This is a genomic window from Enterococcus sp. DIV1304_2 (genome assembly GCF_050555445.1).
Lineage (GTDB): Bacteria > Bacillota > Bacilli > Lactobacillales > Enterococcaceae > Enterococcus_B > Enterococcus_B pernyi.
In genome coordinates, this window is record NZ_CP187851.1 from 2,054,868 (window position 1) to 2,069,513 (window position 14,646).

At 39.0% G+C, this 14,646-nt stretch carries 15 protein-coding genes; 3 read left to right on the top strand and 12 right to left on the bottom strand.

Features of this window, described 5'->3' with window-relative positions; translation table 11 throughout:
* Positions 1-155: 155 nt before the first annotated feature.
* Genes era through IGJ14_RS09450 form a run of 5 tightly spaced genes read right to left on the bottom strand, consistent with a single transcriptional unit; the run spans position 156 to position 5,139 of the window.
* On the bottom strand, positions 156-1,055 hold the full coding sequence (gene era / locus IGJ14_RS09430) for a GTPase Era (protein ID WP_010734962.1): 900 nt from the start codon (positions 1,053-1,055) through the stop codon (positions 156-158).
* A 13-nt stretch (positions 1,056-1,068) separates the two neighbouring features.
* Complete coding sequence (locus IGJ14_RS09435) at positions 1,069-1,476, bottom strand: diacylglycerol kinase family protein (protein ID WP_029594236.1); 408 nt, start codon at positions 1,474-1,476, stop codon at positions 1,069-1,071.
* Positions 1,460-1,936: an rRNA maturation RNase YbeY gene (gene ybeY, locus IGJ14_RS09440; RefSeq protein WP_010734960.1), complete on the bottom strand. Its 477-nt coding sequence runs from the start codon at positions 1,934-1,936 to the stop codon at positions 1,460-1,462. Before ybeY ends, IGJ14_RS09435 begins: the two co-directional genes overlap by 17 nt.
* A gap of 20 nt (positions 1,937-1,956) precedes the next feature.
* Positions 1,957-4,146, bottom strand: coding sequence for an HD family phosphohydrolase (locus IGJ14_RS09445; RefSeq protein ID WP_065096279.1), 2,190 nt, complete (start codon positions 4,144-4,146; stop codon positions 1,957-1,959).
* 21 nt (positions 4,147-4,167) lie between these two features.
* A complete protein-coding gene (locus tag IGJ14_RS09450; RefSeq protein ID WP_010734958.1) occupies positions 4,168-5,139 on the bottom strand; it encodes a PhoH family protein in 972 nt (323 codons plus the stop codon).
* Positions 5,140-5,508: 369 nt separating this feature from the next.
* Here IGJ14_RS09450 and tnpA point away from each other — a divergent pair, with 369 nt between their 5' ends.
* The gene (gene tnpA / locus IGJ14_RS09455) at positions 5,509-5,913 is read left to right on the top strand and encodes an IS200/IS605 family transposase (protein WP_430607624.1); all 405 of its coding nucleotides are present in this window, start codon (positions 5,509-5,511) and stop codon (positions 5,911-5,913) included.
* Positions 5,914-5,929: 16 nt separating this feature from the next.
* Complete coding sequence (tnpB, locus tag IGJ14_RS09460) at positions 5,930-7,072, top strand: IS200/IS605 family element RNA-guided endonuclease TnpB (RefSeq protein WP_430607627.1); 1,143 nt, start codon at positions 5,930-5,932, stop codon at positions 7,070-7,072.
* Between the two features lie 284 nt (positions 7,073-7,356).
* Here tnpB and IGJ14_RS09465 read toward each other — a convergent pair whose 3' ends face one another.
* The 3 genes from IGJ14_RS09465 to IGJ14_RS09475 form a co-directional block, all read right to left on the bottom strand.
* Positions 7,357-7,803: a GatB/YqeY domain-containing protein gene (locus IGJ14_RS09465; RefSeq protein WP_010734957.1), complete on the bottom strand. Its 447-nt coding sequence runs from the start codon at positions 7,801-7,803 to the stop codon at positions 7,357-7,359.
* A gap of 26 nt (positions 7,804-7,829) precedes the next feature.
* A complete protein-coding gene (gene rpsU, locus IGJ14_RS09470) occupies positions 7,830-8,006 on the bottom strand; it encodes a 30S ribosomal protein S21 (protein ID WP_002356740.1) in 177 nt (58 codons plus the stop codon).
* A gap of 164 nt (positions 8,007-8,170) precedes the next feature.
* A complete protein-coding gene (locus IGJ14_RS09475; RefSeq protein ID WP_010734956.1) occupies positions 8,171-8,599 on the bottom strand; it encodes a Fur family transcriptional regulator in 429 nt (142 codons plus the stop codon).
* Between the two features lie 91 nt (positions 8,600-8,690).
* Here IGJ14_RS09475 and IGJ14_RS09480 point away from each other — a divergent pair, with 91 nt between their 5' ends.
* Positions 8,691-9,548: a pyruvate, water dikinase regulatory protein gene (locus IGJ14_RS09480; protein ID WP_010734955.1), complete on the top strand. Its 858-nt coding sequence runs from the start codon at positions 8,691-8,693 to the stop codon at positions 9,546-9,548.
* A gap of 228 nt (positions 9,549-9,776) precedes the next feature.
* On the opposite strand, the gene IGJ14_RS09485 is transcribed toward IGJ14_RS09480, so the two are convergent.
* From IGJ14_RS09485 to IGJ14_RS09500, 4 genes are all read right to left on the bottom strand, one after another.
* The gene (locus IGJ14_RS09485) at positions 9,777-10,076 is read right to left on the bottom strand and encodes an ArsR/SmtB family transcription factor (RefSeq protein WP_010734954.1); all 300 of its coding nucleotides are present in this window, start codon (positions 10,074-10,076) and stop codon (positions 9,777-9,779) included.
* A 65-nt stretch (positions 10,077-10,141) separates the two neighbouring features.
* Positions 10,142-11,869, bottom strand: coding sequence for a phospho-sugar mutase (locus tag IGJ14_RS09490; protein WP_195475783.1), 1,728 nt, complete (start codon positions 11,867-11,869; stop codon positions 10,142-10,144).
* A 261-nt stretch (positions 11,870-12,130) separates the two neighbouring features.
* Positions 12,131-13,066 carry a thioredoxin-disulfide reductase gene (gene trxB / locus IGJ14_RS09495; protein WP_104776172.1) on the bottom strand — a complete coding sequence of 312 codons (936 nt, stop codon included), beginning with the start codon at positions 13,064-13,066 and terminating at the stop codon, positions 12,131-12,133.
* Between the two features lie 143 nt (positions 13,067-13,209).
* The gene (locus IGJ14_RS09500) at positions 13,210-14,643 is read right to left on the bottom strand and encodes a 6-phospho-beta-glucosidase (protein WP_430607631.1); all 1,434 of its coding nucleotides are present in this window, start codon (positions 14,641-14,643) and stop codon (positions 13,210-13,212) included.
* Positions 14,644-14,646 lie beyond the last annotated feature (3 nt).

Consider the following 14,646-nt stretch of genomic DNA (forward strand, 5'->3'; position numbering starts at 1 on the left):
TCCATGACTTAGTTGTCCTCTAACTTCTATAACTGGATAACCGGTGTTCAAGAGCAACTCCTCAATAGTAAGGCGAAACGTGAAAAAATATGGAAAGCTATTTTCCCACGTTTCGCCTTACTATTCGGAGCTGACCGGCTTTCTCACAACCTTGTTTAATACTCGTCTTGACGATATCCAAAGTCTTGTAAATAGACTCGTTTATCTCGCCAATCTTTTTGGACTTTTACCCAAAGTTCTAGAAAGACTTTGTCTCCTAATAGATTCTCAATGTCTCTTCGTGCTTTTGTTCCAATGTCTTTCAGCATCTTACCGCCCTTACCGATAATGATTCCTTTTTGACTATCACGCTCGACGATGATCGTAGCTTGGATATGGATTTTATTATTCTCATTACGTTTCATCGTATCGATGACTACTGCGACTGAATGGGGTACTTCATCTCGTGTCAAAAACAAGACTTTTTCCCGAATCAATTCAGAAACGATAAAATACTCCGGATGGTCAGTGACTTGATCGTCTGGGAAATATTGCGGGCCTTCAGGCATTTCGTCCACTAAGACCTCCATCAAACGTTCGACATTGTTTCCTTCTGTCGCAGAGATCGGAACAACTTGGGCAAACTCCATTTGTGAGGAATAATCTTCAATGATCCCTAACAACTCATCTGGATGGACTTTGTCGATCTTATTGATCACTAAATATACCGGTGATTGGACATTTTTCAAGCGTTCGATGATGAAATCGTCGCCTTTTCCTCTTTTTTGATCGGCGCTGATCATGAACAATACCGCATCAACTTCACGTAAAGCACTATAAGCTGTTTCTACCATAAAATCGCCTAAGCGATGTTTGGGTTTATGGATTCCTGGTGTATCAATAAAGATCAATTGTGCTTCAGGAGTCGTATACACTCCTTGGATCTTATTTCTTGTCGTTTGCGCTTTATCACTCATGATCGCGATTTTTTGACCAACGATCCGATTGAGCAACGTCGATTTACCAACATTTGGTCGTCCGACGATTGCTACAAATCCAGATTTATGTTCTGACATAATTACTCTCCTTTTAATTAAAAAACAGTTGATAGATTTTTGGACCAAATAAGATGATCCCCACGATTACAGCGAAGCAAGCAGTCAATAACACTGCCCCAGCTGCCATATCTTTGATTTTTTTTCCAATGGGATGAAAATGGAAGTCTGTGAACATATCCACTACATTCTCAAAAACAGTGTTCATGATTTCAACGATCCATACGAGAAAGACTGAAAGGAGCAACCATAGCCACTCCATTCGATCCAATTGAAAGATGAACCCCATGATCAGAGCAATGATCCCAAGAGCCACATGTTTCTTCATATTTCGTTCTTCATCAAAAACGGTTTTGACTCCTTGTAAAGCAAACTCCACTGACATCAAAAAATGTTTGTTTTTATCTACTTTTTGTTCTTCTCTTTTATCTTTTAAGTCCATAAGCATCTAAAATCTCTTTCTGTAAGCCAAACATTTCCGCTTCATCTTCAGGTGTCATATGGTCGTAGCCGTTGATGTGTAAAAATCCATGGACGGCTAAGAAGCCTAGTTCGCGATCATAGGAGTGACCATATTCTTCAGCTTGCTCTTTTGCCCGATCGATTGAAATCATGATATCTCCCAATACACGAGGCATTGGCTCATCGTCCTCTTCAAAAATGACTGGGATCTCGTCTTCACCTTCATCTTCTAACGCAAAACTGATCACATCTGTTGGTGCGTCTTTGCCACGGTACGTACGATTGATTTCTTGGATAGACGGATTATCCATGAAGGTCACCGACATTTCCGTCTCATCTGATAAAGAAAGTTTTTTTGCCGCAAATTGAAGCAATTCTTCAATTTCTTTGATTTTCGTTTCAGATACAGTGTTTGTTTCATCGATAAATGTAATATCCATTAGTCATCGCTTCCTTCTTGCTATTCTTTTTCTTGTTTCATTTTTTCTGCTTCAGACTTCATCTTAGGGTATTTGATCCTTGAGTGGAAGGTACTGCTCAATCCACTAACAAGAGATTTTTCAACTTTGCGGATTTCTTTGAGTGTCAATCCACTATCATCAAGCTGACCATCAGAAATCCGTTCTTCAATCAAATTATGCACAAAAGCTTCGATTTTCTCACTGGTTGGATGATCCATTGCTCGCACAGCGGCTTCGCAACTATCCGCAATATTGACGATCCCAGCTTCCCGTGTTTGTGGTCTAGGGCCAGGGTAACGGAATTGTTCCTCTGTTACTTCGGGATTACGTTCTTTTGCTTTGATATAGAAATAACGCATCAAAGTCGTCCCATGATGTTGCTTGCAGATATCGATCACCATTTGTGGCATATCGTACTCTTCTAAAATCTTCGCACCGTCTGTTACATGCCCAAAAATAATTTGTTTACTATCTTCAGGAAGTAAAAAGTTATGGGGATTTTCCGCACCAGAAGGTAAGTTCTCTACGAAAAAGCTGGCATGTTTGATTTTGCCGATGTCATGGTAATAACAAGCCACACGTGTCAACAATGAACGCCCACCGATTTCAGCAACTGCATTCGCACTCAGATTCGCAACCATCATACTATGATGATACGTTCCCGGTGCTTCTTCTAGCAATTGCTTCAATAATGGATGGTTCGGGTTACTCAATTCATTTAGAACGATCACACTGTCGTCATTGACTAATAGCTCAATATAAGGGTGCAGACCGATCGTCAGTAAATACGACAGAAATGCGCCCATGAAGCCACATACAAGTGTTAACCAAGTGGTGCCATCACTAAAGCTCATGCCTTGATAAACCACTAAAACGACATCCATCAATAACGGAAAGACAACGACCCACATGATTGCTGGGAACCATTGTTCTGAAATACGTTGCCGTTTTAAAATCGCTGCTAAAAAGCCGGCAAATAGGTACGAAACCAAAATCACAGTCAAGAAATTCGTACCGATCGAATTGTAAAAAATGAATAGCGCTGAAACTGCTTGGAACAACGCAGCCATGATACCCGCTCTTCGATTCAAGAAAAAGTTCAAGACAAGCGGTACAAACGCTGCGGGGTAAAGTAACGGAATATACGTCGCTTGTTCTGTTTGAAAGACTTGGAAAAATTTCATCAATAAAATACTGATGGACATCGCTGTTACGTAGAAAAGAATATACTCTGTTCGTTTGAATAGATCTTTATACTGGAGTGAATTGTAGAACAACACACCAATTTGTAACAACACCGCTAGAATCATAGCGACAAGTGGAAAAATTGAAGTAGATTGACTCGTCAAACCTAACAACTCTAATTTTTTCATAGCAGCTGCATCGATTTGATTTCCTTCCCGAACAATGATCTCCCCTTGGAAAATCATGACGGGTTGAATGGAATCTCGCGCCTCTTGCTTCAGATCTTCCGTACGTTTTTCATTTAGCACATCATTCACAACAATGCCCTGATCGACTAAATAACGGATCATTTCTTGTTGTTCTGCCGAAACATTCAAATACTGGATCTTATCCTCTGCTTCTTGTTTGAAATTATCTAAATCGCTTTCTCGAACTTGCTTACTCATTTGTTCGTCAATCAATTTCAAGCTTTCATCACGAACCGTCGTAATCTCGCTTTCTGACATATTCATGATCGTTGAGTAAAAACTATTTGGTAATTTTTGGTAAAACGCGACATCATCCGCATTTGAACTTTCGAATATTCGTTTCAATGCGGCTATCCGTTCTTCTACTGTTGGCTTTGGAACATTTTCATCTTCTTTTGCCTTACTGACTTTTTCTTCGTATTGTTTGTCGATCGTGTCATTCGCACGATCGATCAAAACAAACAGTTGATTGATCCGACGATCTTGTTCCGAAGCTAGGTCACTTTGGTAGGTGTACTCAGGTGTCACTGCTTCAGCTGCTAATTTCCTTTTTTGTTCGGTTTCTTCCGTGTTCTCAATCGTTTTATTGGCACGGATACTTTCTTCCGCTACTTGTCCTTCTCTAAAATCATTGGGCTTTTGCTTCACGCTGCTAAACGTGATCCCACACATCAAAAGAAAGAAAAGCAATAAGAGAAAAGGTGCTGCAGCTTTCCCTAATTTCGCTTGAAGCTGCTGCAATATTTTGTTCAACATGTGGTAATCCTCCTAAAAAAGCTATTCTTGATGAAGATCCGCTTTTTCATAAGCTTTGATGATTTCTGCCACGACAGGGTGACGAACGACATCACTCGCTTCAAAATTCACAAAATCGATTTTTTTGATTTGTTTGAGCGTTCGTTCTGCATGGATCAATCCACTCATTGTCCCTTTTGGTAAATCGATTTGGCTCGTGTCCCCATTGACGATCATTTTTGACTGATAGCCAAGCCGAGTCAAAAACATTTTCATTTGGGCGACTGTTGTGTTTTGCGCCTCATCCAAAATCACAAAGGCATCATCTAACGTTCTACCACGCATATATGCAAGTGGTGCAATCTCGATGATTCCTCGCTCCATCAAACGATTGGTATGATCCAAACCAAAAATCTGGTATAGTGCATCATAAACTGGTCGTAAATATGGATCGACTTTTTCCTTCAGATCTCCAGGTAAGAATCCAAGATTTTCACCTGCTTCGACGGCTGGACGAGTCAAGATGATTTTTTGGACTTCGCCTTTCTTTAAGGCAGCAATCGCTAATACGACAGCCAAAAATGTTTTCCCAGTACCAGCTGGTCCTACGCCAAAGACCACATCATGTTTGGCGACAGAATCGACGTATTTTTTTTGTCCGCTGTTTTTGACACGGATCGGTTTTCCATTGCGGTCTTTGACGATCTCTTGTTCATACATCTCAACAAAATAATCCAACGTCCCTTTTTGAGCCATTTTTAGTGCAGTGACCACATCAGGCATGCTGATATGGATCCCTCGTTTGATCAATTCTTGTAACGTTCGGATCACGGAAGCAGCCAAAGAAATATCGGTTTCTTCTCCGATGATCTGGATTACTTCGCCTCTTGTGTGAATCGTCGTTTCAGTTGTTTCTTCGATCAGTTTGATATGTTTATCATGTGACCCTAAAAGCATACTGATATCATCAGTTGCTGTTAATCTAATATCCAAAGAACTAGACGCTTCTGTCAAAAATAGACATCTCCTTTATTTCAAATCGTTCTTACCTATTCTACCATAATCATGAAAAACTATATAGCGAATAAAATGAGACGACTTGAGAAAAAAGTTTTAATTTGGATTACTGAGACAAAACGTTCTTCAACTAAAACAACCTAATCATTTAGTAACTAGCAGAGATACCTGACTTTGAACATCAGTTGTCCGATTTATTTTAACTTAATTCAGGCAGAAGTCGCCCATCCTCTATAGGCGGGTGATGAATGCCGTTCGGTATGAGGGTTACCGTTGGTAACTCGAAAACCGACATATAAGGCATATTGCCTTTTTATTTTGTACTATGGTATAATCAGTCTATATAAGAAATGAGCTGATATAACAATGGAACTAGATACTAATAATCATTCAGTGTTTCTTCTCTATTATCATCTTGTACTGGTAACTAAATACCGTAGACAAGTGATTGATGATGAAATATCTGAATTTGCTAAAATAACTTTTGTACGAATTGCAGAGTCACATCACATCACTCTCGTTGAGTGGAATCATGAGAAAGATCATGTTCATATTATGTTCAAAGCACAGCCAAAAACAGAGCTGACGAAGTTCATCAACGCTTATAAAAGCGCTAGTTCACGCTTGATAAAGCGTGACTATCCTAGAGTAAAACAATATCTTTGGAAAGAAATGTTTTGGTCTAAAAGTTTCTGCCTGTTGACAACTGGTAGCGCATCAATTGATGTCATCAAAAAGTATATTCAGAATCAAGGTAATAACCACAAATAGAGAGTAGGTGAGTCTTATGGAGCGACTAAAAGCATATAAATTCAGAATTTATCCAACAGAAGAGCAGGAAATTTTCTTTGCTAAGTCTTTTGGTTGTGTCCGTAAGGTCTACAATCTAATGCTTGATGACCGAATGAAAAATTATGAAGAAACTAAAAATGATTCTTCTACAAAAATAAAATTTCCAACACCAGCTCAATATAAGGAAGAATTTCCGTTTTTGAAGGAAGTAGATAGCCTTGCTTTAGCGAATGCACAACTTAATTTAGATAAGGCATATAAGAATTTTTTTAGAGATAAATCCGTTGGGTTTCCTCGATTCAAAAGTAAGAAGAATCCTGTACAAATCTATACTACTAACAACCAAAAAGGAACAGTAGCTTTGATTGATAATAAATTCATCAAAGTTCCTAAGTTGAAGTCTTTAATCAAGATTAAACTCCATAGACAACCTAAAGGAATTATCAAATCTGCCACAATCTCACGTCATCCAAGTGGTAATTACCATATTTCTTTGTTGTGTAAAGAAGAAATAGTTGAACTTCCTAAAAACGATTCTTCTATTGGAATTGACCTTGGTATAACTGATTTTGCCATTCTTTCTGACGGTCAAAAGATTGATAATAATAAGTTCACGTCAAAAATGGAAAAGAAACTAAAACGTGAACAACGTAAGTTGTCAAGACGTGCATTATTAGCTAAACAAAAAGGTATCAATCTGTTTGAAGCTAGAAATTATCAAAAACAAAAACGTAAAATAGCACGACTACATGAAAAAGTAATGAATCAACGCAATGACTTTCTAAACAAGTTGAGCACAGAGATTATCAAAAACCACGATATGATCTGTATAGAAGACTTAAATACAAAAGGTATGTTGCGTAATCATAAACTAGCAAAAAGTATTTCGGATGTTTCATGGTCTAGTTTTGTGACTAGGTTACAATACAAAGCTGACTGGTACGGTCGAAATATTATCGAAGTGGATAAATGGTTCCCATCTAGTCAACTCTGTTCGGCTTGTGGTCATCAAGATGGCAAGAAAACGCTCGAAATACGAGAATGGGCTTGTCCAGTTTGTCATGCTCATCATGACCGAGATATAAACGCAAGCATCAATATTCTCACCGAAGGTCTCCGAATAAAACAATTAGCTTAGATAAAATCAAGAACCGTAGGAACTACGGGTATAGCTTGGCAAATAAGAGACACCGCTGTTAGTAAAGAAATACACTATCAAGTATGCTCTATTCCCAAGAAGCTCCCACTTCAAGCGTTAAGAACCGTCAGGTTTAGCTAAGTGGTGAGTAGTTCACTCTATGAATCTTTTGCGAAGTAACAACAAATGTTTTTAAACAAAAAAATATTGATCAAAAAACTATTCTTTTAATGAACACAAAAAAACTACGGACACTTTCGCGTCCGTAGTTTCGTTTGCTAAGATTAAGACTGCAATAGTTCTTTTACGATAGCATTTACTTGATTTCCATCAGCTTTTCCTTTGACTTTAGGCATGATAACTCCCATGACTTTACCAAATTCTTTTGCTGATGAAGCACCTGTTTGCGTGATCGCATCTTGAACAAGTTGTCGAATTTCTTCTTCAGAAAGTTGCTCTGGCATATACTTTTCGACTATCACAATTTCACTTTTCACTTTTTCAGCTAAATCGTCACGTCCAGCTTCCTCGAATTCATGCAAAGAATCACGGCGTTGTTTCATTTCGCGAGACAACACTGTTAGTTCTTCTTCTTCTGTCAAGTCGTGACCTTCTTTAATTTGCTCGTTTTGTATAGATGACTTGATCATACGAATCACCTGTAAAGATTCTTTATCTTTAGCTTTCATCGCTGTCTTCATGTCATCGTTCAATCTACTTAGTAGTGACACACTACCAACTCCAATTCATCAAAGAACTAGAATTTTTTGCGTTTTCTAGCTGCTTCAGATTTTTTCTTACGCTTTACACTTGGTTTTTCGTAGAATTCACGTTTACGAGATTCTTGTAAAGTACCCGCTTTTGACACGGAACGTTTGAAGCGACGAAGAGCATCGTCAAGTGATTCGTTTTTGCGAACGACTGTTTTTGACATATTAATTCCCTCCCTCCGAGCTTAAAAAGTAACCGTAATTGTTATTGAAATGTTAATCTCAAGAAACAAGACTGTTCTATAAACATTATAGCTAAAGCAGTTTTGACCGTCAAGAGAATCTTATGATTTTTTTAAATAATCACCTGTTATTTTATTGGAAATTATTATTGACAGCTCTCACAGCGACCAAATATCTCAAAGCGATGCCCTTCAATGGTACACCCACTGAGTTGTTCTTCAAAATAATTCATTGGACACATATGGATTTCTTTTGTCGTCCCACAAACGGTACATATAAAGTGGTGATGATGCCCAATCTCGCCTTGACAACAATGAAAACGGAATTTCATTTCTCCATTTAGATCCGTTTCTTCCAAAAGATCTAACTCTGAAAAGTCATGTAAATTACGATAGATCGTATCATAGCTGACTCCTTTAAATTCCTGACTCATATAGTCAAAGACTTCTTTTGCAGAGACGTAACGATTTCGTTTGATTAAATATGCGAGTAATGCTTCTCGCTTTTTCGTGTATTTGAACCCGTTATTTTTCAATGTTTCTAAAGATTGTTCGATCAATGTTTGTTTATTCATCATTATCCCCCAAATCAAAATGATTACGAAGTATGTACACTCGAGTATGGTATAATAAACCTAAAAAAAAAGCAAGCGAGGTTTTTTATTTATGACTGCCGAATCAAATGAAGTCGTCACCTTTTTTGTCATTTCAGACTCTGCAGGTGAAACAGCAACAAAATTAGCCCAAGCCACAATGGCGCAATATCCATCCATCGAATTTAGTTTATTTCGACGAACTTTTGTGACTGATCCAGAGACGTTGCAACGCGCACTAAATGATGCATTGTCAGAACAAGCATTAGTTCTCCATACATTGATCAACCAAGAATTGGTGGATTTAACAAATGAATTTTGTCAAAAAAACAAATTATACAGCTTTGATGTATTGACCCCGCCAATTGCAGAAATCGAGCGCTTGACTGGCATCAAACCGACACGTCAACCAGGGGCACTTCACTTATTGAATGAAAATTATTTCAAACGGATCAAAGCGATGGAGTTTGCGGTGAAATATGACGACGGAAAAGATCCTCGAGGTTTTTTGGAAGCCGATGTCGTCTTACTTGGTGTTTCCAGAACTTCTAAAACACCGTTAAGTTTGTTTTTAGCCAATAAAAATTTAAAAGTAGCAAATCTCCCACTGATACCTCAAGCACATATCCCTAAGCAATTGTGGGAAATCGATCCGAAGAAGATTGTTGGATTAACAAATAACCCTGATATTTTAAATAACATTCGTAAAGAACGCATGCGTTCATATGGCCTGAATCCAGATACTGCGTACTCCGATATCGAAAAAATTCGTGCAGAATTGGAATTTGCCAATGAACTTTATGAAAAATTAGGGTGTGTCGTCATCAATGTTGCTTCTCTTTCCATTGAAGAAACAGCATCATTGATATTGAATGAGTTAGAGCTGGAAGACCATAGCTATTACGGCACAGAAACTTCGGAAGAGAAATAGCTTTTTATTATCTTTTTAAATGATAAAAATAGGAGTTGATCGAGGTCGGGAAAGAAGTGTTCAACCTCGAGAAATAAGGCGCCATCCACGAAAATTGTTCTTCAAATTTTTGTGGATGGCGCCTTATTTCCGAAGTGGTTACTTCTGTTCCCGCCGTTTATTCGGTTGTAGGTGGTACAAGAGGACCGATGTCCCAGACACTTTCAAATCCTTTTTTAATGACTTTAGTTAGCTTTTTTGATGCTCTACATGCTTGATCGTTTGTTCTAAAATATCTAATACATGAAAGTCATCCAAACTGTAAAGGATCGTTTTTCCTTCACGTCGTGATTTCACCACGTGGTTTTCACGTAACAACCGTAATTGATGAGATACAGCCGATTGTTCCATTTGAACAGATTGACTGATCGACGTCACATTTTTTTCTCCATCTTTTAAATAAAGTAAAATATTCAAACGTGTCGGATCACTTAATACCTTGAATAATTGACTCACTTTTTCTACTTTAATGTTTTGATTCCCCGACAAACGATTCACCTCCAAAAAAAGACTGACTACTAAAGTGTACCACTTTTTTCGTCAGTCTCAACTGTTTATTCTTCTGTCATTGATTTGATGCTAGCTTCAAGTGCAGCAATTTTTTCTTGTGCTGCTTCGTTTGAATCACCTTTGACACCAATATAAAATTTGATTTTTGGTTCCGTTCCAGAAGGACGGATCGCGATCCAACCGTCTTCTTCTAGTGTATATTTCAATACATCTGAAGGTGGAGTCGTTAGTTTTTCTACATTTCCTTGAGCATCTGTTTTTGTCAGTGCCTTGAAATCTTCTGTTTGTAAAACTTTTTCTCCGGCAAATTCAGTTGGTGCATCTTTTCTGAATTTCTCCATCAGTGCAGCAATTTTCGCTGAACCTTCTTGACCACTCATTGTGACTGAAATTGTTTTTTCTGCATAATAGCCATACGTTTCAAAAATCGATTGTAACCCATCATAAAGGGTCTTACCTTGTTTTTTATAAAATGCAGCAACTTCTGCTAATAATAATAGTGCTTGAATCGCGTCTTTATCGCGAACGAATGGTTTGACTAAATAACCGTAGCTTTCTTCAAAACCAAACATGAATGTATGCGCCTTGGTTTCTTCGAATTGTTGGATTTTTTCAGCAATAAATTTGAAGCCAGTCAAAACGTTCATCATTTCTACACCATAATGTCTAGCGATTGCTGTCGGTAGTTCACTTGAAACGATTGATTTCAAGACCGCCGCATTTTCTGGCAGTGCTCCTTTTTCTCGGTGAGCTTCCAGGATATATTGGACAAGCAAAGCGCCGATTTGATTTCCTGTCAATACTTTGTAAGAACCGTCTGGCAAGCGTACAGCTGCACCTAGACGATCGGCATCTGGATCAGTAGCAATCAATAGATCTGCGCCTTCTTTTTCGCCTAAACGGATTGCGTATTCAAAAGCAGAGTGTTCTTCTGGATTTGGTGATTTGACTGTGGTGAAGTCTGGGTCAGCGACTGCTTGCTCAGGAACCAAGACAAATTGTTCAAATCCCGCTTGAGTCAACGCACGCTCACCTAACATTTTGCCTGTTCCGTGTAACGGCGTGAAGACTAGCTTCAATTCTTTCCCTAATGTTTCTACTAATTCATGATTGATCGTCACTGCTTTGATTTCTTCCAAGTACGCTTGGTCGATTTCTTCGCCGATGATCGTGATCAAATCACTATTTTTTGCTTGTTCTTCTGCTAAAACTTCTACTTTTAATGGATTGCTGATGTTTCGTACATATTTTGTCAATGCGTCTGCATCAGCAGGCGGCATTTGTCCACCATCTTCGCCATAGACTTTATAGCCATTATATGCCGCTGGATTATGAGAAGCTGTAACCATGATCCCAGCGAATGCGTTAAGATGACGAACCGCAAATGAAAGCTCTGGAGTTGGTCGTAAGCTTTCAAATACAAAAGATGGAATACCATGTTGCGCTAAAGTTTTTGCCGCTTCCAACGCAAATTCTGGCGATTGATGACGTGAATCATAAGCAATCGCTACCCCACGTTTTTTAGTTTCTGCTCCTTGTTCATCCATAAATTGTGCAAGCCCTTCTGTTGCTTGACGTACAGTATAGATGTTCATTCGATTGATTCCAGGTCCTAAGATCCCGCGCATTCCTGCTGTACCAAATTCCAAAGGTGCGTAGAACGCATCTTCTAATTTTTCAGGATTTTCACTTAATTCTTTTAATTGTTTTTTTAAATTTTCTTCTAATGATTCTTCAGTTGCCCATTGCTCGTAAACTTGTTTCCAAGACATGAAGCCGACACCTCTTTCTAAAAATATGTTCCTTTCTAAGTATAGCATTCTCTTTTTAGATAGCAAAGCATAAGAAAAAGAGGTCGGGAAAGAAGTGTTCAGCCTCGAGAAATAAGGCGCCATCCACGAAAATTGTTCTTCAAATTTTTGTGGATGGCGCCTTATTTCCGAAGAGGTTACTTCTGTTCCCGCCGTTTATTCGGTTTTAGGTGGTACAAGAGGACTAATGTCCCAGACACCTTTCGTTTTTCAAATCATTAGTTATCCTTGAGCGTTTGGCGTTTCTTCTAAAGCTTCCAAGTATTTATACACTTGTTGTCCAGCAATCCCGCCATCGCCTACTGCTGTAGTGATTTGGCGTAGATCTTTTTCTCGTACATCGCCAATGGCAAATACGCCAGGCATGTTCGTACGCATATCTTGATCTGTTGGTATCCAGCCAGCATCATTCGTGATCCCAGCTTTGCGGAAAGGTTCAGTCAATGGATCTAGTCCAACGTAGATGAACACACCATCAGCTGCTAATTCGATTTCTTCCCCTGTTTTTGCGTTGTGCCCTTTGACACCAGTGACGACCATATCGTTCCCGACGATCTCATCAGTGATCGTATCCCAAACAAACGAGATTTTTTCATTTGCAAATGCACGATCTTGGATGATCTTTTGCGCTCTCAATTCATCACGACGATGAACGACAACGACTTCTGAAGCGAATTGAGTCAAATACACGGCTTCTTCTACCGCAGAATCGCCACCACCGATCACGACTAAGCGTTTGTTACGGAAAAATGCACCGTCACAAACTGCACAGTAAGAAACACCACGTCCAGCATATTCTTCTTCGCCTGGCACCCCTAGTTTACGATGGATACAGCCAGTCGCAATGATGACTGTTTTCGCTTCGTAGCTTTTATCTTCACAGATAACTTCTTTATAGTTGCCATGATCTTTGATATCTTGGACGATACCATAGACATTTTCAGTTCCAAATCGTGAAACACCTTCATACATTTTATACGCAAGGTCTGGACCCATGATCGAATCAAATCCAGGATAATTTTCTACTTCTGCGGTATTGTTCATTTGCCCGCCAGGTGCCCCTTGTTCGATCATCGCTACTGATAAGTTTGATCTTGAAGCATATAAAGCAGCGGTCATGCCAGCAGGCCCTGCGCCAATTACGATTACATCATACATATGTAGATTCCTCCGTTTTAAAATCAAGTAAGCCTACTTTACAGCCAATCACACAAAAAGTCTATTGTTCTGCCTACGAGTTTCGAATAGATATATTATACTCGAAATCGATAGACAAAAACAATAGACATTCTTATTCTATCCTATTTGTTCGCTAGATTTTCACCATTTGAAGCAATCACTTGTTTGTACCAATCAAATGATTTTTTCTTCGTTCGTTTCAATGTACCATTGCCTTCATTGTCACGATCAACATAGATAAAACCATAGCGTTTCTTCATTTCACCTGTCCCAGCAGAAACTAGATCGATACAGCCCCAAGTCGTATAACCTAAAAGATCAACACCATCTAATTCGACTGCATCTTTCATCGCTTGGATGTGTGAAGCAAGATATGAAATGCGATAGTCATCTTCCACATAGCCATTCTCATCCGGAGTATCTACCGCGCCCAAACCATTTTCAACAATAAACAATGGTTTTTGATACCGATCATAAATATCATTCAATGTCACCCGTAAACCTAATGGGTCAATTTGCCAACCCCATTCACTTGCTTCTAGATAAGGGTTTTTCGTTGATTCAAAGATATTTCCTGCTGTTTGTTCTAATAATTTTGGATCGGTTGTTGAAACACGAGAAGAATAATAAGAGAATGAAATAAAATCAACGGTATGTTGTTTCAATAATTCTAAGTCTCCTGGTTCCATGTCGATCTCGATGCCTTGGCGTTCCATTTCTTTTAGCGCATATGCTGGATATTCCCCTCTTGACTGTACATCGATAAAGAAATAATTTTCACGGTCTGCTTGGCGTGAAGCCCAGACATCTTCTGGTTTACATGAATAAGGATAGTAAGCTCCCGCAGCTAACATACAGCCGACTTTATTCTCAGGATCCACTTCATGGGCGATTTTCGTGGCAATCGCACTCGCTAGTAACTCATGGTGGGCTGCTTGATATTTGACTTGCTCTACATTGTCGCCTTCTTCAAAATACAAGCCAGCGCCCATGAACGGTGCATGTAGAATCATGTTGATTTCATTGAAAGTCAACCAGTATTTCACTAATCCTTTGTAGCGGTTAAAGATCACGTGACAAAGGTTTTCATAAAATCCGACTAATTCACGCGAACGCCATGCCCCATATTCTTTGACTAAATGCATTGGGCAGTCAAAATGAGTGATCGTTACTAAAGGTTCGATCCCATGTTTCTGACATTCTTTAAAGACATCTTCATAGAATTTCAACCCTTCTTCATTTGGCTCTTTCTCATCACCTAATGGGAAAATACGGCTCCAGGCAATCGATAGGCGATAGGTTTTAAAGCCCATTTCTGCAAAAAGGGCAATATCTTCTTTGTAATGATGATACATATCAATGGCTTCTTTCGCTGGATAAAAATGTTCGTCATCAAACTCAAACATTTTTTGTTGACCGGTAATCACTGGAAAACGATCTGGACCAATCGGTACGACATCCACATTGGCTAAGCCACGTCCTCCTTCATCGTATCCACCTTCACATTGATTGGCAGCTGTTGCGCCACCCCATAAAAAGTCTTTTCTAAATCCCATCGT

Bases quoted from the DNA above. Each gene is read 5' to 3' on its own strand.
- tnpB (WP_430607627.1), top strand. From the start codon at position 5,930: ATGGAGCGACTAAAAGCATATAAATTCAGAATTTATCCAACAGAAGAG.
- IGJ14_RS09490 (WP_195475783.1), bottom strand. From the start codon at position 11,869: ATGTCTTGGAAACAAGTTTACGAGCAATGGGCAACTGAAGAATCATTA.
- era (WP_010734962.1), bottom strand. From the start codon at position 1,055: ATGTCAGAACATAAATCTGGATTTGTAGCAATCGTCGGACGACCAAAT.
- IGJ14_RS09480 (WP_010734955.1), top strand. From the start codon at position 8,691: ATGACTGCCGAATCAAATGAAGTCGTCACCTTTTTTGTCATTTCAGAC.
- tnpA (WP_430607624.1), top strand. From the start codon at position 5,509: ATGGAACTAGATACTAATAATCATTCAGTGTTTCTTCTCTATTATCAT.
- IGJ14_RS09500 (WP_430607631.1), bottom strand. From the start codon at position 14,643: ATGGGATTTAGAAAAGACTTTTTATGGGGTGGCGCAACAGCTGCCAAT.
- IGJ14_RS09445 (WP_065096279.1), bottom strand. From the start codon at position 4,146: ATGTTGAACAAAATATTGCAGCAGCTTCAAGCGAAATTAGGGAAAGCT.
- IGJ14_RS09435 (WP_029594236.1), bottom strand. From the start codon at position 1,476: ATGGACTTAAAAGATAAAAGAGAAGAACAAAAAGTAGATAAAAACAAA.
- IGJ14_RS09475 (WP_010734956.1), bottom strand. From the start codon at position 8,599: ATGAATAAACAAACATTGATCGAACAATCTTTAGAAACATTGAAAAAT.
- trxB (WP_104776172.1), bottom strand. From the start codon at position 13,066: ATGTATGATGTAATCGTAATTGGCGCAGGGCCTGCTGGCATGACCGCT.
- ybeY (WP_010734960.1), bottom strand. From the start codon at position 1,936: ATGGATATTACATTTATCGATGAAACAAACACTGTATCTGAAACGAAA.
- rpsU (WP_002356740.1), bottom strand. From the start codon at position 8,006: ATGTCAAAAACAGTCGTTCGCAAAAACGAATCACTTGACGATGCTCTT.